This window comes from Haliea atlantica, assembly GCF_054779855.1.
Genome location: NZ_BAAGXL010000003.1, coordinates 970,144 through 988,745 on the forward strand (window position 1 = coordinate 970,144; position 18,602 = coordinate 988,745).

Here is an 18,602-nt window from a genome sequence, read left to right on the forward strand (position 1 = left end):
AGCAGGCGCACAGCAATCGCCCGGAGGAGATGATCATGCCCCGCACCGTTACCGTCGCCGCCACCCAGATGGCCTGCAGCTGGGACCGCGAGGCGAACATCGCCCGCGCCGAATCCCTGGTGCGCGCCGCCCACGCCGGCGGTGCGCAGATCATTCTGCTGCAGGAGCTGTTCGAGACGCCCTACTTCTGCCAGACACCCAACGAAGACTACATGCTGCTGGCGACACGGCCGGAGGAAAACCCGGCCATCCAGCATTTCCGCCGCATCGCGGCGGAGCTGGAGGTGGTGCTGCCCATCAGCTACTTCGAGCTGGCCGGCCGTGCCCGCTTCAACTCGATCGTGATCATTGACGCCGATGGCGAAGTACTGGGCAATTACCGCAAGAGCCACATTCCCGATGGCCCCGGCTACCATGAAAAGTTCTATTTCAACCCGGGCGACACCGGTTTCCGGGTCTGGAACACGCGCTACGCTCGCATTGGCGTGGGCATCTGCTGGGACCAGTGGTTCCCGGAGAGCGCCCGGGCCATGGCCCTGCTCGGCGCAGAACTGCTGTTCTACCCCACCGCCATCGGCAGCGAGCCCCACGACCCCAGCATCCACAGCCGCGACCACTGGCAGCGGGTGCAGCAGGGTCACGCCGGCGCCAACCTCACCCCACTGATTGCCAGCAACCGCATCGGCCGGGAGGTCCAGGAGGACTCTGACATCACCTTCTATGGCGGGTCCTTCATTGCCGACGAGTTCGGCGCCAAGGTCGAGGAAGCCGACGGCGAGTCGGAGGCTGTACTGGTACACAGCTTCGACCTGGATACGGTGGAGAAACACCGTACGGCCTGGGGGGTGTTCCGCGACCGCCGCCCCCAACTCTACAGCCCCATCAACACCCTCGATGGTGAACACAGCGAATGAGCACGCCCCGCGCCGACGGTTTTTACATGCCCGCCGAGTGGGCCCCCCAGAGCCAGGTCTGGATGATCTGGCCAGAGCGCCCCGACAGCTGGCGCTCTGGCGCGCAGCCCGCACAGCACGACTTTCTCGCCGTCATTCGCGCCATCGCACGCTTCACCCCAGTGACCCTGTGCACGTCCGCCGCCAGTTTTGTGGCCGCCAGCGAGGCACTTGCCGACGACAGCGGGGTGCGGGTGGTGGAACTGTCCAACGATGACGCCTGGATGCGCGACTCCGGCCCGACCTTCCTGATTGATGGTCAGGGGGGCCTGGCCGGTGTCGACTGGGACTTCAACGCCTGGGGTGGCGACCAGGGCGGCCTCTACCCCACCTGGGATGTGGACGCCCTGGTCGCCCGCAAGGTGCTGCAGATGGAGCGCGTTCGACGCTATGCGACGCCCGGCTTCATTCTCGAGGGCGGCTCCATCCACGTCGACGGTGAAGGCACGCTACTCACCACCGAGGAGTGCCTGCTCAACCCCAACCGCAACCCACACCTGGGCCGCGAAGCCATCGAAGGCATGCTGCGGGATTACACCGGGGCGGAGCAGATCATCTGGCTGCCCCGGGGCCTGGATGGCGACGAAACCGACGGCCACATCGACAATTTCTGCTGCTTTGTGCGCCCCGGGGAAGTCCTCCTGAGCTGGACCGACGACGCCAACGACCCCAACTACCACTATTGCCGCGAGGCGCTGGCAGTCCTGGAGACCAGCACCGACGCCCGCGGCCGCCGCCTGGCGGTGCACCGGCTGCCGCTGCCCGCACCGATACACGCGATCCTGGAAAGCGAGGGCGGTGCCGAGGGCATCGAACCGGACGAGCACGGCAACCCGCCGCGCCTGGCCGCCTCCTATGTCAACTTCCTGGTCAGCAATGGCGGCATTATCGTGCCGGGTTTTGACGACCCCATGGATGCAGAAGCGCTGGCTATACTGCGACGACTTTTTCCCGAACACGAGGTGGTAATGTGCCCCGGACGGGAGATCTTGCTGGGCGGCGGCAACATCCACTGTATTACCCAGCAACAACCCCTGCCGTAGAGGCAACGCCGCAGTGCCCGCGGGCTGCAAGTCCGGGCCACCCAAGGCTTGACAGAAGCGGCCCAAGTGGGGAAAATGCGCGCCTCTCCGGTACCCGGTACCGAGTTTTGTGGCTACGTAGCTCAGTTGGTTAGAGCACAGCATTCATAATGCTGGGGTCGCTGGTTCAAGTCCAGCCGTAGCTACCACCCCTTCTTCCAGCAACATCCATCAACGCCCCCAAGTCGGCGGCTCTACCCCATTAACGGGGGACGGACATCCATCCGTACTCGATTGATAACGCCAGGCTCTCCTTACTTAATGGGGGATGCACCGATATTCACCAATCCCGTGAATGATGAAGAGCCTGAAGAGCCAAACGCGGCGCTCAGAAAGCCCCTAGCACGGCCTTCAGCAATGCAATGCCCGCGTACAGGATGATCGCGATCAAGCCCAACAGCGCGAGCACCACCGCAAGCACCAAGAACCTCGACCTAAAGCTCTCGCCGCCCGGATTGTCCAAATAGCGATCCAGTAGCGCAACGTTGCGCTGATTGGCGTGCCAGGCAAAGTCAAAAATATCCCCCACCACCGGGACCACCCCAACCACCGCATCAATGGTGACATTGCCGAGCATGCGTAGTACCAGGCTCAGGGGTGCCCCGAGTCGGACCCCCTCGAGAATGATATAGCCCGACAGGGCGAGCCCGGCAAGATCGCCCAGGCCCGGAATCAGGCCCAGCAGGCCGTCCAGCCCGATGCCGAAGCGCCGAGAGCCTGGCAGTTCTATCGCATTGTCCAGCAGCTTGGCGAGACGCTGCAGCCGCTGGCGACGGGCCGGCACCGACACACCTCAGCGCCGCGCGATAATCCAGACAGCGTGGACAATCCCCGGGATGTAGCCACACAGGGTCAGGAGTATATTCAGCCAGAAATGACCACCGATGCCGACCTGGAGAAACACCCCCAGCGGCGGCAACAGGATCGACAACAAGACACGTATCAAGTCCATTTCTTACCCCTCTCTGCAGTTTGCGACTGATTCATTTAACAGACTGGGCCATCTAGAGCTTCCGGTCAAAGCCAGTTTTGTCAATTCCGCTGCAGCGCGGGTACACGCCGGAGCCCGGCGAGATGGCTCTCGCCCGCGCTTGATTCAGGCTGTGAGAATTCGCTGCTACACTTTGCCGAGTCCCTTTTCAGGAGCTATTGACCTCGTGCCAACATCGGCAAAATTCTGCAGCGCCCGCCTAGTGCGCTGCCTGGCAGTCGGCGCCACCTTGGTGTCTGTCGCCATTCACGCCGCGGAAGAAAGGCGCAATTACCGCTACAGCGACGCCCACCTGCACAGTGTCGATTTCTTCCAGCAGGGTGAAGACCTGTCGCAATTGCTAAGCGCGATGGACGCGACAGGTGTGGACCACGCCATAATCAGCGGCATGTCGCTGATGAAAAAATGGCAGGAGGACGAACCCAAACGGCCCGACACCTACGCCGGTGATGACGCCGCTGTGTACTGGTTCAGCGCCACCGACGCTTATCTCGCAGCCGCCCTGAATGCGCTAGACCCCGCTCAACGACAACGCCTGCACCCTTTTCTCAGCGGCTTCAATCCCACCGACAAGAATGCCGACCTGCATCTGCAGAAAATGGTCACCCTGCACCCAGGGCTGTGGCGGGGTATCGGCGAGATCATCACTCGCCACGATGACCTGACTGCCTTGACGGAGGGCGAAGTGCCCAGGGCCAACAGTGAGGCCATGTTCCGCGTGTATGCCTTCGCAGAAAAACACATGCTGCCGGTGCAGCTGCACAGCAACATCACATCCAAACGCGAGCGCAATCCTCTCTACGTCAAGGAGCTGGAAGATGCCCTGGCAGAATTCCGGGAGGTGCGTTTCATCTGGGCCCACGCCGGCACCAGCAAGACGCTGCACCGGTTCCAGGGAAAAATGGACTTTCTGCTGCCGGAGGTCACTCGCCTGTTGTCAGAACATCCCAACCTGAGCATTGATCTTTCCTGGACAGTACTGGACACCTATTTGCTGGACGCCGAGGGCGAGCCCGATCCGGATTGGCTCGCCCTGGTCGATCGCTACCCCACGCGCTTCATGATTGGCTCCGATCTTCTGGGAAGATACGCGAAGCTGGAAGAGAAATTGCACAGCTTCGACGTCTTTCTCAACGCACTGCCCGCCGACACGGCGCGGAAAGTCGCGCGCGACAACTTCCTCGCACTCCTGCCCAGCGAGGGCGCCCGGCCTCTCCCCGAGTAAGCCGCACCGGCGTTTCGCGGGGCCACTGCGGCAGTCCCGGGCGAAAAGCCCTTTTGAAGCCCAGCGCCAGCAGGGGTAGCCTATGGGGCATGCTTCGAGGAGGGCCACGCCATGACTGCCACGGTTGTCGCTTTTCTGTCCTGCCTGGCGGGCTTTGTCATCATCGGCATGCTCTCCCACCGGCGATCCCGCGGCACCTCCAGCGACTACCTGGTCGCCAGCAGTTCGGTCAAACCCTGGCTCGCCGGCCTGTCGGCGGTAGCGACCAACAACAGCGGCTACATGTTTATCGGTGTCATCGGCTACACCTACAGCACCGGTTTACCGGCGGTCTGGCTGATGGTTGGCTGGTTGCTGGGGGACTACATCATGTCCTCCTTCGTCCATCGCCGGCTGCGGGAGCAGACCGCCATCACCGGGCAGAACACCTTTCCCGGCGTGCTGGCCAATTGGCACGGCACGCACTTCCGCCACTATCGCAGGCTGGCGGGCCTGGTATGCCTGATCTTTCTCGGCGCCTATGCAGCGGCACAGCTCAACGCCGGCAGCAAGGCACTGCACGTGCTCTTCGATTGGCCCATCTGGCTGGGCGCGGTTATTGGCGCTGGAATCGTTGTCGCCTACTGCTTCGCCGGCGGCATCCGCGCAGCCATCTGGACCGATGCGGCCCAGGCCTTCGTCATGATCGGCGCCATGTTCCTTATGCTGGCGGTCGCCGTCGACCACCTGGGTGGCCCGGCATCCGCCTGGCGCCAACTGAATGCGGTATCCCCGGAGTACATGAGCCTCTGGCCCGGCGCGGTGAAGGGACTGGCCAGTCCCTGGGGGCCGCTGCTGTTCATCGTGGGCTGGTTGTTCGCCGGCTTCAGCGTTATCGGCCAACCGCATATCATGATTCGCTTCATGTCGCTGGACTCCGCCGGCAGCACCAATCGCGCGCGCTTTTACTACTACGCCTGGTACCTGGCCTTCTACGCCGCGGCCAATGCCACGGGTCTGTTGTCGCGCTTGCTGCTGCCGGAGACCGAAAGCTTTGATCCCGAGCTGGCCCTGCCCACCATGGCAATGGAGCTGCTGCCACCGGTGCTGGTCGGCCTGGTGCTGGCGGGGGTTTTCGCGGCCACCATTTCCACCGGCGATTCACTGGTACTGGCCTGCTCGGCAGCGGTCACAGAGGACGCCATGGGCAAGCCACAGACGCTCTGGCGCGTGAAATCCGCGACCCTGGTCGTGGTGGCACTCGCCCTGGCCATTGCCCTGGTCGGCCCGCAGAGTGTGTTCGATCTGGTCGTCGTGTCTTGGGGGGTACTGGGTGCCGCCTTTGGCCCGCTTCTGCTGGTCTACGTCCTCGGCTACCGCCCCTCGGAGAAATTGGCCATTGCGATGCTGCTCTCGGCTCTGGCGGCAGTCTTCCTGTGGACGCGCCTGCCGCTCCTCAGTGCCTATTATGAGGGTATTGCCGGGATCATTACCGGTCTCGGAGTATTCGCCCTTGCCCACCGGCACGACAGAGCAGGCGGGCGGGGCTGAATCGCCAAACCAGGCGCCCACCGCACCAACCGTAACGCAGCCCCCCGGTTGCCAGCAGTCGCAAGCTGGCATCCAGGGCACTGGCTCGGGTTGGCTGGGGTTTTGCGCTCGATACCATCGGAGAATCAGAAGTCCAGACTGAAGCTCAGATTGAGACGACGACCGTCCAGCACGACCCCGTAGGTATCGTTGGTGATCGCCTTGTCGGCGACATTGAAAAGGCCTGCCATCAGCTTGAGCCGCGGCGACAGTTGCCAGACCGCCCCCAGATCCACAAGGGTGTATTCGGGCGTGCCGTCGCTCATCGAGGTGCGCCCCAGGTAGTCGGAGGTTTCCCCGCGGTAGTTGGCCCGCGCCCAGAAGTTCACCTGCGCCGATGCATCCCAGCTGAGACTGAGGTTGGCCATCTGTTTGGGCATCTTGTTGAGGGGCTCGCCGGCAAACTCACCGGTTTTCTGCTCGGAATCAGTGAAGGTGTAGTCGGCCTTGAGCTGCAGGCTATCGGTCAGCCAGTAATTGATCGAGGCCTCCACACCCTGCATCTCCGCCTCCGCGATGTTCTTGCGGGTGCTCAGGAAGTAGTAGGTGTTGCCGCCAAAGAAGCAGGTGTAATTGGCGTAGTCGTCGCGATCCACACCCTCGCTTTCGCAGTAGCGGTCCTCGGCAATCTTGTCCTTGAACTGGGTGTGGAAGGCCATCAGCCCCAGATTCAAGCCGCGTTCGCGATCATCGTAAATAAAACCGAGCTCGTAATTGACACTGGTTTCCGGCTCCAGATCCGGGTTGCCGATGATCAGGGCGCGGGAGATCGGGTCGCCATTGGGAGACAGGTTGGGTGACCCCCTGCCACCGGTGCCGCGACCGAAGCCCGCGGTGGCATTGGCCAGTGAGGGTTGTGTGTAGCCCGTGGAGATACCGCCCTTGAAAGTCAGCCTGTCGGTGATGTGCCAGTTGGCGTAGATACGCGGCGATAACTGGCCACCAAACTGTTCGTCATCGTCGTAACGCAGGCCCGTGGTGATACCCAGGTTGTCGATGAAGTTCCACTCCGCCTCGGCGAAGACCGCGACGATCCAGCGGTCAACGGTATCCACGGCACCTTCGACACTGGCATCCAGCAGACCGTTGGTCTCGTCGACGAACTCCTCTTCCTTGTAGCGCCCACCGAAGGTATAGATGTGCCGCTCACCCACGTAATTGGCCTGGGCGTTGAGCGTCAGCACCTCCTCTTTTTTCTCGGTCTCCACCCGATCCGAAATATCCTGTTGCAAGTAGCTGCCGGTGCTGAGCTGGCCGTACTTCCCGTCATGGGTAATGGTGTACAGCTTTTTCTGATACTCATAGCCCGAGGCCTCGTCCTCGGCGGGAATCGATTTACCCGGCGTGCGATTGAACTCCATGTCCGCCTGATCGTAGGCAAAGCCCATGCGATTGGCCTCGTCGATACGCCAGTTCAGCTTGCCACCGACCCGGGTCGTCTCCGCCTCGGGCTCGCTGGCCGCGGCGTCGCCGCCACCTGCGAAATCGCTCTCGTCGGTATGCTGGTAACTGCCGGTCATTTCGACACCCAGTACCCCATCGACGAGCGGACCCCCGAGGTAGAAGTCGCTGTTGTACGCATCGTTGCTGACATCGTTGTCGGCAAGGGTGTAGTCACCGGCGATATTCCCGGTCCAGGACTCCGGTGCCGCGCGGGTAATAATATTGATCACGCCGCCCATGGCCTCAGAGCCGTAGAGGGAAGACATCGGTCCGCGAATCACCTCCACCTGCTCGATCTTGGCGAGGGGAGGCAGGCCAATCTGCTTGCCGCCGTCGCTGCCATTGGTATTGACCGCGCGCCCGGCAGAAATGGGACGGCCATCAACCAGGTACAGCGTGTAGGTATCGTCCATGCCCCGGATACTGATGTCCTGCATGTTGCCGCCACCGGTCACATAGACACCGGGAATGTCGCGGACAGCGTCAACAATGGTGGTGTAGGCCTCCTTCCGCAGCTCCTCGCGGGAAATCACCGATATTGACGCCGGTGCATCAATGATCCGCTGCTGATAGCCCGCGGCAGTGACCACCACCTCCTCCAGCTGCCTGCCAGCATCCTGTGCCAGGCTGGACGCTGCGGACACCGCCAGCGGCAAGACACAGAGCAGCGCGTTGGCAGCGGGACGGCGTGCCGCCGATCCCTTCACATATGAACCCACCATGAAATCCCCCCTTGTTGATGCCGAAAAAACAGGACGCGAATGATAACGATTGTCATTAGCGGACATAAGGCTACAATGGCGGGACATGCTGTTGTCGAATGCGCAACAGGGCGCCTGTCTATTTACCTGGAAAGGATTCCGGTGTGTACCATCTGAACGAACTGCAGAGCTTCGTCGCAATCGTTGAGCACGGCAGCCTGACTGCCGCGGCGCGCCAGCGTCAGCTACCCAAATCGACCCTCAGCCGACATCTCGCGAGGCTGGAGGATTCTCTCGGCCAGGCGCTGTTCCTGCGCGAGGCCAATCGCCTGATTCCCACAGAGACCGGCAGGACCTTCCGCGACTACGCCAGAGGTATCCTCGAGCTGGCCAGGGAGGGGCTGGAAGACATTGAGCGCCTGTCAGAGGAACCCCGTGGAGAGCTGCGCCTGTTCGTCGACAACGGCCTGATCCGGGGCTGGCTGACCGGGGTCCTGGACTCCTTCATGCAAGGCAACGCCCACCTGCGCTGCACGCTGAATACACAACTGCCCCAGGACCCCGCCGACTGCCGCGACGCCATTGTGCTGTGGATGGGCGATTTGCCCGAACTGCCCCTGCGCCAGGAACGGCTTTGCCAATTTACCCAGGGCATCTACGGTCAGCGCGCCTACCTGGAAGAAACCGGTTACCCCCGGCGTCCAGCAGACCTCGAGCGCCACCGCTGGGTGGACCTGCTCGCGGGAGAGCCGGCCCCCCTGCAATTGACGTCAAAGCACGGCGAGCAGACACAGGTCACACCGCCACCCTTCCGCCTGCGCGCCGACCAGCTGGTGATACAGGCCGACGCCATTGCTGCGGGCCAGGGCCTGGGGCTGATGCCGACCTGGCAAGCCGCGATGCGCATCGCGGCGCACCCGGGCTGCTTCGAGCGCTGCCTGCCCGAATGGCGGGGCCCCGCGGTGCCACTATGGCTGGCCTACCCCCACGGCAGACCTACGCGCAAGCACCGCGCCTTCCTGGCGCATCTGCGGGCCTCGCTACCGGAGGAATGGCTCCAGTAGCCGGGTCGCGGCTTCAGATCCTCTCCAGCTCGACGTCTCCCAGCCCGCCGAGGTCCTGGTTGCGGTTCATGCGGATGTGCAGGGAAACGTTGTTGCGTGAGTCCGCGTACTCGACCGCCGTTTCGGCACTGATGCGCCCCTGCTCGAAGAGTTCGATCAGTGATTGATCAAAAGTGTGCATGCCGTAGCTGTGCCCGGCCTTGACGGCATCGTGAATATCGCCAAATTCATGTCGTTCGATGAGGTCCTTGATTCTCGGCGTGTTGATCAACACTTCCGTGGCGGCTGTCTTCTTGCCATCCACCGTGGGTACCAAGCGCTGACACACGATGGCGCGCAGGTTGTCGGCGATACGCAGCAGCTCCTGACTGTAGGTTTCCACCGGGAAAAAACTGATCATGCGCTCAATGGCACTAATCGCATTGTTGGAGTGCAAGGTGCTCAGGCAAAGGTGACCGGTATTGGCAAATTTGAGCGCGTATTCCATGCTCTCGGTGTCGCGCACCTCCCCCACCAGGATCACGTTGGGTGCCTCGCGCATCGCCGAGCGCATGCCGGTACTGAAGGATTCCGTATCCACGCCAATTTCCCGCTGTGCCACCACGGACTTCTTGTGGTGGTGCAGGTATTCGATAGGCTCTTCCAGGGTCAGGATATGACCGGCGGCATTCTCGTTGCGGTGATCAATCATCGCAGCCAGCGTCGTCGACTTGCCGCTGCCGGTGGCCCCCACGACCAGTACCAGACCGTTCTTCTGCATCACCAGGTCGCGCAGAATCTGCGGCAGGTTCAGCGATTCAATCGTGGGGATTTCACTGTGGACGTGGCGGAACACCAGGGACACTTCCCCGCGCTGCCGGAAGGCGTTGGCACGGAAGCGCCCCACCTTGGCAATACTGACACCGAAATCCACCTCACCACTCGCTTCGAACTCGGCGATCTTGCGGTCGTTGGCCAGTGACCGGAAGATGCGTTCCACATGACCGGGCTCCAGCTCATCGCCCATCCAGGCAAAACCACCGGGCCCCTTGAACAAAATGCGTGCGCCGGTGTGCAGGTACATGTCCTCGCCGCCTTTCTTCACCATGACCGCGAGATAGGGGCCGATTTCCAGATCCTTGACTGACATGCCGTTTTCCTTTCCTGTGCGGGGCCCGCTGCGAGGGTGCGAGCATAAAGTCGCAGTCTAGCAAGACCCCATGACATGTACAGTCAGCGCGCTTCGCGGCAAGGCTCGAGGTGATTCAGGTAGGACTGCAGCGCCACGACCCTGTCGGTAAACAGCCAGTCCGCACCGCGCCAGACTTCCCGCCGCAGGGCGCGCGGATTCTCCAGAAAGCCTGTACCCACCTGGCGGCCGGCATCCCTCAGCTGTTGCAGCCGGCGCCTGCCAAAGAGCAGGAAGGAGCCGGCCACGGCGCCGTGGCCCAGGGCCAGGTTGGCGCGAATGATCTCCGTCGCATTCATCCAGGCAACATCGACGAAGGCCGCACGCGGTATGTCGGCAAAGCCCTCCAGATGATCAGGTACCAGGGACAGCAAGTGATAATCCTCGCCGGGCTCAAGGTTGGCAAGCGCCCGGGACACCCTCGCGGGCACTGCGGGGCGCTCGCGCCAGGACTCCTTGATCTCGAGCATCAAGTGCACCTTGCCCGCCGCCAAGGCCAGAACCTCCTCGAGATGGGGAATCTCTGGCAGCTCGCGCCGCAAGGACGCAAAGGTGGTCTCCTCTATGACAATATCCGGGCGCCCCCAGAGCCGACCGGCATCCGCGTCGTGGTGAATCACCGCTTCGCCATCCGCGGTGAGGCGGATATCCAGCTCGACGCCCCAGACACCGAGCGCTACACAACGCTGGATGGCGGGCAGGGTGTTTTCCACCTCCCCCCCCGGCCCGTGGGCACCGCGATGCGCGACCAGCTTGACCGCGCCGCCGCCCAGCTCTGTCCCGGAGCCCGGGGCCAAAGCCCAGAGCAGGTTGGCCGCATGGTTGGTCCAGGTGGTCAATCGCGCCATCAGCCGTCTCCTTTTACTGGGCTTTACTCTACAAACCACCGGGCAAAACATTGCATTCCGGCGGATCGCGGCTAGGGTAAACAGAGAGGATAACAAGCAGAACCCCCGGAGAGACCCGCCATCATGGACTTCAGCCTCACCAGAACCTTTTCGCTGCTGACTCGCACGGCTCCCTTCATCGGCCTGCGCCTGCTCATCTACTTCGGCATTACCCTCGCCTACGTGATCGGCACCGGTGGTGGCGCCGGCGTGGGCTACCTGGCAGGCAAGGTGGGCGACAATCCCGGAGGCTTCGCGTTCTGGGGCGCCTTCGGGGGCTTCGGCCTGGTCTCGGGCATCCTCTACTTTTTCCGGGAATACCTGCTGTACCTGGTCAAGGCGGGTCACATTGCCGTGCTGGTCCATCTGATCGACGGCAAGCCGATCCCTGGCGGGCGCAGTCAGATTGATTTTGCCACGGCAGAGGTGAAATCGCGCTTCGCCGAGAGCTCCACGCTGTTTGCCATCGACCAGGTCATCAAGGGTGTCATCAAGACGGTCAATGGCCTGCTGCTGACCATTGGTCGCTTTCTGCCCATCCCCGGCCTCGAGCCGGTGCTGCGTTTTGTGAACCGTGTTGTGGAGCTGTCACTGACGTATGTTGACGAGGCGATCCTCGCCCACAATATCCGCACGCAATCAGAGAACCCCTGGGCCTCGGGCCGCGACGCCCTAGTGCTCTACGCCCAGAACTACGGGCGCATGGTCAAGAATGCCCTGTTCCTCGCCGTGATTGTCTGGCTGGTCACATTCGTCCTCTTCCTGGTGGTACTGGGCCCGGCGGCGGCACTGGTCACCGCCTTCCCCGGCCTGGCCGGCTTCTGGACGGTGGTCGTCGCCCTGGTCTTCGCCCTGGCCCTGAAAGCGGCACTGGTGGATCCCTTTGCCATGGCCTCGCTGCTGCAGGCCTATTTCAAGGTCGTCGAAGGCCAGCAACCCAACCCCGAGTGGGTCGCCAAGCTGGAGAACGCCAGCGACAAGTTCCGCGAGATGGGCCAGAAGGCGCGGGACTGGGTTCCCCTCGGGCGTGGGGACAGGAAGCCTGCGGACCCCGGGGCGACCGAGAGCGCCCCTGCGACTTCCAGCACGAGCGACACGGAGCGCCCGGCGGGCACCTCGGGCAGCGACCCGGTCTAGTCGAGATCGCTGGCGCTGTGTCGCTCGGGGGCGCGCTTATCCTCGTCCCCCCAGATGCGATTGACCCGCCTGCCGCGCTGCACCGCCGGGCGCTCGGCAATCATCCGCGTCCAGCGGTCGAGGTGCCGATAGGAAGCGACATCGAGGAATTCCCCCGCCTCGTACAGGTTGTCGAGAATCAGCCCGCCGTACCAGGGCCAGACTGCCATGTCCGCAACGGTATAGGTGTCGCCGCAGAGGAACTCGCGCTCCGCCAGCGTCTTGTCCAACAGGTCCAGCTGGCGCTTCACTTCCATCGTGTAGCGGTTGATCGGGTACTCCAGCTTCTCTGGCGCGTAGGCATAGAAGTGCCCGAAGCCTCCGCCCAGGAAAGGCGTGGCCCCCATCTGCCAGAACAGCCAGGACAGGCACTCCGCCCGGGGGCCTGCCTCGGTGGGAAGGAAGGCTCCGTACTTCTCCGCCAAATGCACCAGGATGGCGCCGGACTCGAAGACCCGCGCCGCCGGCTCCAGACTGCGATCGAGCAGGGCTGGAATCTTGGAGTTGGGGTTCACGGCGACAAAACCGCTGGAAAACTGCTCCCCCTCGAGGATATTGACCGGCCAGGCGTCGTATTCGGCATCGTGACCCGCCGCAAGCAATTCTTCCAGCAGGATGGTGACCTTGACCCCGTTGGGGGTGGCCAGGGAGTACAGCTGCAGGGGGTGCTCGCCCACCGGCAACTCCTGCTCGTAGCGGGCGCCTGAGACGGGGCGATTGATACTGGCAAAACGGCCACCGGTTTCGGTGTCGGGGCTCCACACCCGCGGCGGCGTGTATGTCTGCGCGTCGGAATCGTTCTGCTGAGTCATGCGACCTTCACCTGTTGTGGAAAATCAGGCTGCCAAGGCTAGCACAGGCGGCACAAAGTTGCTTCTCAAGAGGGCTGTGAATTCAGTACACTGCCGCGCCAGTCCCGGCGCGACAATTCAGGAGACAAGCGGGTGAGTGATTCCAGACAGGGGCAGCGCATTGTCTGCAAGTTCGGCGGTTCCAGCCTGGCCAGTGCGCAGCAGTTGCGCAAGGTCCGGGCGATCATCGAGGCGAATGATCAGCGGCGCATTATCGTGCCCTCGGCCCCCGGCAAGCGGGATGGCAGGGACACCAAGATCACCGACCTACTCTACCTCTGTCAGCACGCCGCCAGTGTAGACGCGGACTTCAGCGAGCCCTTCCGCCAGATTGTCGAGCGTTTCACCGGCATCGAAACCGAGCTGGGCATCACCCCTTTTATCGCGGAACATCTCGAGCGCTTTCGCGCGGACCTGGCTGATGGCGTCAGCCCAGACTATGCAGCATCCCGGGGCGAACACTTCAACGGGCTGCTGCTGGCCGCCTGGCTGGATGCAGACTTCATCGACCCGGCCGAATGCATCGTGATAGGCAGCAATGGTGTGGTGGACCCGCACACCTGGAACCTGCTGGGCGAGCGTCTGGCCGCAGAAGATCGCCGCTTCGTGGTACCCGGTTTCTATGGCCGCGACGCCGCGGGCCATGTGCGCACCTTCTCCCGCGGGGGCTCCGATGTCACCGGCGCAATAGCAGCCCGGGCGGCCGGTGCCGCCCTCTATGAGAACTGGACCGATGTCTCAGGCCTGCTGATGGCGGACCCGCGCATCGTCGAGCATCCACGGCCGATGGAAGAAGTGACCTACGCGGAAATCCGCGAGCTGGCCTACATGGGGGCCAGTGTCCTGCACGACGAGGCCATGGCACCGGTTCGCGAGGTGGGCATTCCCGTCAACATCCGCAACACCAATGCCCCCGATCACCCCGGCACCCGGATCGTTGCGCGGCTTTCCGACGCGGTGATTCACAACACCCAGATCGCCGGTGTTGCCGGCAAGACGGGTTTTTCCATGATCACCGTAGGCAAGAACCTGATGAACCGGGAGGTCGGCTTTGTCTACCGGCTGCTGGGGGTGCTGGAGCACAACGGCATTCCCTTCGAGCACTGCCCCTCCAGCATCGACAGTGTCAGTGTCATCGTCGAGTCCCGCTGGCTCGAAGACCGTGTGGAGGAGATCCTCGGCGAGATCCGCCGGACACTGGAGCCCGACGACCTGGATTTCGTGCCCGACATTGCCCTGATTGCCATTGTCGGCGAGGACATGGCTCGCACGCCCGGCATCGCGGCCAAGGTCTTCGGCGCCCTGGCCAACGACGGTATCAATATCCGCCTGATCAACCAGGGTGCGTCCGAGCTCAACATCATTGTCGGCGTGGCCCCCGAGGATTACCCCGGCGCCGTGCGCGCCATCTACGCCGCCTTCGTGCATTGAAGCGATTGGGCCAGCACAGCTGGGGCCCTGACGCCGACTCGGCGGCCCGCTCCTGCGGGGCGCCGCCAGCCAGGCCCGAAGCAAGGTCTATACTGCGGGGAGCACACCGCAGGAGACGAGCATGCCCAGGCAGTCCAATAGCAGCCCCCGCAAGCATCTGGTCATCTGTGCCGACGGCACCTGGAACCGGCCGGAAGAAGACCTGGCCAGCGACAACCCTACCAATGTGCTGCGCCTGGCGCGAGCGGTTCGCCCCCGCCACCGCGACGGCACAGCGCAGCAGATATTCTACGACTGGGGCATCGGCGCGGGGCACGACCGCCTGATTGGCGGTATCACTGGCCGCGGCATCCACAAGAACATCCTCGACGCCTACCGATACCTGGTGCAGAACTACAGCCCGGGTGACCGTATCTTTCTGTTCGGCTTCTCCCGCGGCGCCTACACCGTGCGCTGCCTGTGTGGCCTGCTCAACAACTGCGGCCTGGTCAAACGTCCCGACGCTCCGCTGATACAGCAGGCTTTTGACATCTACAAACGCCCGGGCAAGGCCTGGGCACCCCATGGCGAAGGCGCCAGGGCCTTCCGCCGTGATCACAGCCACAGCGCCAGTCAGGCGGTCCACTTCGTCGGCGCCTGGGACACGGTGGGGGCCCTGGGCATTCCCTTCTCCCTGATGGGACTGTTCGACAAGAAGGACGAGTTCTACGACACCAAGCTGGGCAGTAATGTGCGCATCGCCCGGCATGCCCTCGCCATCGACGAGCGTCGTCTGGATTTCGAGCCCACCCTGTGGCTGCCCCGGGACGGGCTGGACCTGCAGCAGGTGTGGTTTGCCGGCTCCCACAGTGACATCGGCGGCAGCTACCCGCCGGACTCAGGCGGGCAGCTGGCCTCGGACTACCCGCTGCAGTGGATGATGGACGAGGCGCAAGCGGCCGGTCTGGCGCTGGAAGTCCACCTGAAACAGTCCCTCAAGCCCCACCCGACAGCGTCCCTGCATAACTCCCGCCGGCATGTCTTTCGCTTGAAAGGGCCCCGGGTACGGGAACTGCAGAAACCCGGTTTTCCGAGCACCCTGCACCCCTCGGTCCTGGAACGCTGTCGCGCCGACCCCGATTATCGACCGCGCAATCCCGGATTCGCCGAGATGGCAAAAGCCTGAGCGTCATCGCCCGGCGGTACAAACCCCTGTTCCGCGTCCGGTCGAAATCCCCGGGGGCAGCGGTATCATGGGCATCGACCCACAATAACAGCAGGATGCCGCCATGCGAGGATGCCCCTTCCAGAACGACCTTCTCGACCTGGGCAATTTTGAACAGGGCACGCCCCGGGACGCCATCGCGGCGCTGCGGGCGGAGCAGCGGGTGGCCCACCAGCAATCACCCTCCGGTGACAGCTACTGGCTGGTTTTGCAGAAGGCGGACATCGACCAGGTACTGCGCGACCCGACCACCTTCTCCAGTCGCAACGGTCCCCTGCTGGAAGACATACCGGAGCCGCTGCTGAGCAACCTGCGCCAGGCCATGACCTTCATGGACCCGCCCGCCCACCGGGCCAAGCGCGCCCTGGTCGACCACGCTTTCCGTCCCGACGTGCTGGAGGCACGGCGCGACATGATGCAGCGCAAGGTGACGGAGATCGTCGACACCATCGCCGGACGGGGCCAGTGCGAGTTTGTCAGCGAGGTGGCCATGCCGCTGCCGGTGCATGTCATCTTCACTCTACTGGGCTTCCCCGACAGCGAACAGAAGCACCTGGTCGACCTGGTCAACAGCATGACCCTGGCCAATGACCCCGACTATGCGGGCAGCCGGGAGGAGGGCTTCGCCGCCTCCGCCGGGCTGATCGAGTGGGCGGCGGCCTGGGCCGCCCGGCGCCGCGGCGAGGCGCCACGGGACGACATGACGCAGCAGCTGCTGGAGGCTGAGATTGATGGCGAGCGTCTCTCCGACGAGGCCTTCGGCGCCGTGGTGCAGGGCGTCATGGTGGGCGGTACCGAGACCACGCGCAACACCCTCTCCTGGCTGTTCCATGAACTGATTCGCCACCCGGAGCAAATGGCGCTGTTGCAGGCCGAGCCGCAGCGAATCCCGGCCGCGGTCGAGGAAATCCTGCGCTACCGCAATACCGTGGTCTACACCCGGCGCACGGCCACCCGCGACGTGGAACTGGCGGGACAGACCCTGCGCGAGGGGGACAAGGTGGTCTGCCTGCTGTCCTCGGTGGCGCGGGATCCGGCCCTGTTCGAGGACCCGGACCGTTTCGACATTACCCGGGACCCGCTGGCCACCCGCCGCAAGCTGCGCAGCTTCGGCTTTGGCCCCCATGTCTGCCTGGGCCAGCACCAGGCCCGGCTCAACCTGGAAATGATGACGCGGGAGCTGCTGGCCCGGCTGACCGACTTCCGCCAGCTGGCGCCTCCCACCCACTTCCGCTCCAACTTCATGGACGGATTCAAACACATGCCGGTCGCCTTCAGCGAGCGGTGACAAGCACCGATTTTGGAGAGTGTTCCATGAGTGAAATGAATCGACGCGACGTACTCAAGAGTGGCCTCGCCCTCGCTGTTGCCGGCGCCTCGGGCCAGCTTGCCAGCGCAGCCAAGGGGCTGAGCTTCGAGGATTACCGTCGCCTCGACGGGCTGGCCCTTGCGACACACGTCCGCCGCGGGGATTTCACCGCGCTGGAGGTCCTGGAAACTGCCATTGCCCGCGCCGAGGCGGTCAACCCCAAGATCAACTGCCTGGTCGAGAAACTGTACGATCGCGCCCGCGCCAGCGTCCGGGCGGGGCTGCCCGAGGGGCCCTTTACCGGTGTCCCCTTCCTGCTCAAGGACCTCGGCATGATGCTGGAAGGTACCGTGACCACCGAAGGGTCGCGCTTCTTCCGCGATGCCGTCGCCAATCACACCAGCACCGTGGTCGAGCGCTACCAGCAGGCGGGCCTGGTCATCTTCGGCAAGAGTGCCAGTCCCGAGTTCGGCGGCACCGGTACAACCGAGTCGATCCTGTTCGGCGATACCCGCAACCCCTGGGACCTGGAACACTCCGCGGGCGGCTCTTCCGGCGGATCCGCCGCAGCCGTGGCGGCAGGTATCCTGCCGATTGCCAATGCCACCGACGGCGGCGGCTCGATTCGTATCCCGGCCTCCGCCTGCGGCCTGTTCGGCATGAAGCCCAGCCGCGGCCGCGTGCCCCATGGCCCGGTAGCGCTCTCCTCGGTAATGTCGGTCACCCACGCCGTCTCCCGCAGCGTCCGCGACAGCGCGGCACTGCTGGATGCCACCCACGGAGCCGAGCCGGGACAAACCCTGGTCGCGCCGGCGCCAGCACAAAGTTTCCTTGAAGCCAGCCGGCAGGCACCGCGACCCCTGCGCATCGGCCTGGTGACCACTCCCATCACCCAGACGCCGGTGCATCCCGAGTGCCTGGCGGCGACCCGCAAGGCGGCAAAGCTGTGTGAGGATCTAGGCCACAGCATTGAGGAAATCCAGCTGCCCGTGGACCCACGGGAATATTTTGGTGCCTTCGGGCCGGTGATCGCCGCCTCCACCGTACACCGCATCCAGAGCCGGGAGCGGGAGCTGGGCCGAAAAGTCACCGAGAATGACCTGGAGCCGCTGATCTGGGAGCGCTACCAGGCGGACAAAGACAACAGCGCCGCCCTCTACTACCGGGCACAGCGCACGCTGGAGCAGATCACCCGGGAAATCGCCCTGCTGCAACAGCGCTTCGACGTTCTGCTCTCCCCCACCCTGACCAAACCGCCGGTGGAGATCGGCAAGCTGAGCCTGAACCAGGACAAGGCCGCCTACGAGCGCGAAGCGATCAGCGTTTCCGCCTTCACCAGCCTCTACAACAGTACCGGGCAACCGGCGATGTCCCTGCCACTGCACTGGACCCCGGAGGGCCTGCCGGTAGGCGTGATGTTTGCCGGACGCTACGGTGAGGAGGCTCTCCTGTACCAGCTGGCGGGACAGGTGGAACAGGCCAGCCCCTGGTTTGAGCAGGTGCCGGAACTCCTCTAGGCGCACCGCGCCAACAGCCAACCGACACGAT

At 63.7% G+C, this 18,602-nt stretch carries 16 protein-coding genes and 1 tRNA gene; 11 read left to right on the forward strand and 6 right to left on the reverse strand.

Features of this window, described 5'->3' with window-relative positions:
- The first annotated feature begins 35 nt into the window (after positions 1-35).
- From aguB to ACYVGS_RS04590, 3 genes are all read left to right on the forward strand, one after another.
- Positions 36-914 (forward strand): N-carbamoylputrescine amidase, encoded by an 879-nt coding sequence (gene aguB / locus ACYVGS_RS04580; protein WP_460587455.1) that lies wholly within the window; start codon positions 36-38, stop codon positions 912-914.
- Entirely contained in the window at positions 911-1,996 is a 1,086-nt protein-coding gene (aguA, locus tag ACYVGS_RS04585; protein ID WP_460587456.1) for an agmatine deiminase, read from the forward strand. Before aguB ends, aguA begins: the two co-directional genes overlap by 4 nt.
- Positions 1,997-2,107: 111 nt before the next feature.
- A tRNA-Met gene (locus tag ACYVGS_RS04590) sits at positions 2,108-2,184 on the forward strand.
- Positions 2,185-2,363: 179 nt separating this feature from the next.
- Here ACYVGS_RS04590 and ACYVGS_RS04595 read toward each other — a convergent pair.
- Together ACYVGS_RS04595 and ACYVGS_RS04600 are read right to left on the reverse strand one after the other, a co-directional pair.
- The gene (locus tag ACYVGS_RS04595) at positions 2,364-2,819 is read right to left on the reverse strand and encodes a DUF4112 domain-containing protein (RefSeq protein WP_460587457.1); all 456 of its coding nucleotides are present in this window, start codon (positions 2,817-2,819) and stop codon (positions 2,364-2,366) included.
- A 9-nt stretch (positions 2,820-2,828) separates the two neighbouring features.
- Positions 2,829-2,987, reverse strand: coding sequence for a YqaE/Pmp3 family membrane protein (locus ACYVGS_RS04600; RefSeq protein ID WP_460587458.1), 159 nt, complete (start codon positions 2,985-2,987; stop codon positions 2,829-2,831).
- A 205-nt stretch (positions 2,988-3,192) separates the two neighbouring features.
- On the opposite strand from ACYVGS_RS04600, the gene ACYVGS_RS04605 reads away from it, so the two are divergent.
- Both ACYVGS_RS04605 and ACYVGS_RS04610 read left to right on the forward strand, forming a co-directional pair.
- A complete protein-coding gene (locus ACYVGS_RS04605) occupies positions 3,193-4,251 on the forward strand; it encodes an amidohydrolase family protein (RefSeq protein ID WP_460587459.1) in 1,059 nt (352 codons plus the stop codon).
- A gap of 111 nt (positions 4,252-4,362) precedes the next feature.
- A complete protein-coding gene (locus tag ACYVGS_RS04610) occupies positions 4,363-5,781 on the forward strand; it encodes a sodium/proline symporter (RefSeq protein WP_460587460.1) in 1,419 nt (472 codons plus the stop codon).
- A gap of 125 nt (positions 5,782-5,906) precedes the next feature.
- Here ACYVGS_RS04610 and ACYVGS_RS04615 read toward each other — a convergent pair whose 3' ends face one another.
- On the reverse strand, positions 5,907-7,985 hold the full coding sequence (locus tag ACYVGS_RS04615; RefSeq protein ID WP_460587461.1) for a TonB-dependent receptor domain-containing protein: 2,079 nt from the start codon (positions 7,983-7,985) through the stop codon (positions 5,907-5,909).
- Between the two features lie 143 nt (positions 7,986-8,128).
- Between ACYVGS_RS04615 and ACYVGS_RS04620 the strand changes: the two genes are divergently transcribed.
- Positions 8,129-9,028, forward strand: coding sequence for a LysR family transcriptional regulator (locus ACYVGS_RS04620; RefSeq protein WP_460587462.1), 900 nt, complete (start codon positions 8,129-8,131; stop codon positions 9,026-9,028).
- Positions 9,029-9,041: 13 nt separating this feature from the next.
- On the opposite strand, the gene ACYVGS_RS04625 is transcribed toward ACYVGS_RS04620, so the two are convergent.
- Both ACYVGS_RS04625 and ACYVGS_RS04630 read right to left on the reverse strand, forming a co-directional pair.
- Positions 9,042-10,157 (reverse strand): PilT/PilU family type 4a pilus ATPase, encoded by a 1,116-nt coding sequence (locus tag ACYVGS_RS04625; protein ID WP_460587463.1) that lies wholly within the window; start codon positions 10,155-10,157, stop codon positions 9,042-9,044.
- Between the two features lie 83 nt (positions 10,158-10,240).
- Positions 10,241-11,044, reverse strand: coding sequence for a glycerophosphodiester phosphodiesterase (locus ACYVGS_RS04630; RefSeq protein WP_460587464.1), 804 nt, complete (start codon positions 11,042-11,044; stop codon positions 10,241-10,243).
- A gap of 123 nt (positions 11,045-11,167) precedes the next feature.
- Here ACYVGS_RS04630 and ACYVGS_RS04635 point away from each other — a divergent pair, with 123 nt between their 5' ends.
- Complete coding sequence (locus tag ACYVGS_RS04635) at positions 11,168-12,220, forward strand: hypothetical protein (RefSeq protein WP_460587465.1); 1,053 nt, start codon at positions 11,168-11,170, stop codon at positions 12,218-12,220.
- Here the strand turns inward: ACYVGS_RS04635 and yghU are convergent.
- Complete coding sequence (yghU, locus tag ACYVGS_RS04640; RefSeq protein ID WP_460587466.1) at positions 12,217-13,071, reverse strand: thiol:disulfide oxidoreductase; 855 nt, start codon at positions 13,069-13,071, stop codon at positions 12,217-12,219. The genes ACYVGS_RS04635 and yghU overlap by 4 nt on opposite strands.
- A gap of 132 nt (positions 13,072-13,203) precedes the next feature.
- Here yghU and ACYVGS_RS04645 point away from each other — a divergent pair, with 132 nt between their 5' ends.
- The 4 genes from ACYVGS_RS04645 (at position 13,204) to ACYVGS_RS04660 (ending at position 18,571) form a co-directional block, all read left to right on the forward strand.
- Positions 13,204-14,541 (forward strand): aspartate kinase, encoded by a 1,338-nt coding sequence (locus ACYVGS_RS04645; protein ID WP_460587467.1) that lies wholly within the window; start codon positions 13,204-13,206, stop codon positions 14,539-14,541.
- Between the two features lie 121 nt (positions 14,542-14,662).
- Positions 14,663-15,706, forward strand: coding sequence for a DUF2235 domain-containing protein (locus ACYVGS_RS04650; protein WP_460587468.1), 1,044 nt, complete (start codon positions 14,663-14,665; stop codon positions 15,704-15,706).
- A gap of 103 nt (positions 15,707-15,809) precedes the next feature.
- Complete coding sequence (locus ACYVGS_RS04655) at positions 15,810-17,033, forward strand: cytochrome P450 family protein (protein ID WP_460587469.1); 1,224 nt, start codon at positions 15,810-15,812, stop codon at positions 17,031-17,033.
- 26 nt (positions 17,034-17,059) lie between these two features.
- Positions 17,060-18,571, forward strand: a complete 1,512-nt coding sequence (locus tag ACYVGS_RS04660; RefSeq protein WP_460587470.1) for an amidase — start codon at positions 17,060-17,062, stop codon at positions 18,569-18,571.
- The last annotated feature ends 31 nt before the right edge of the window (positions 18,572-18,602 follow it).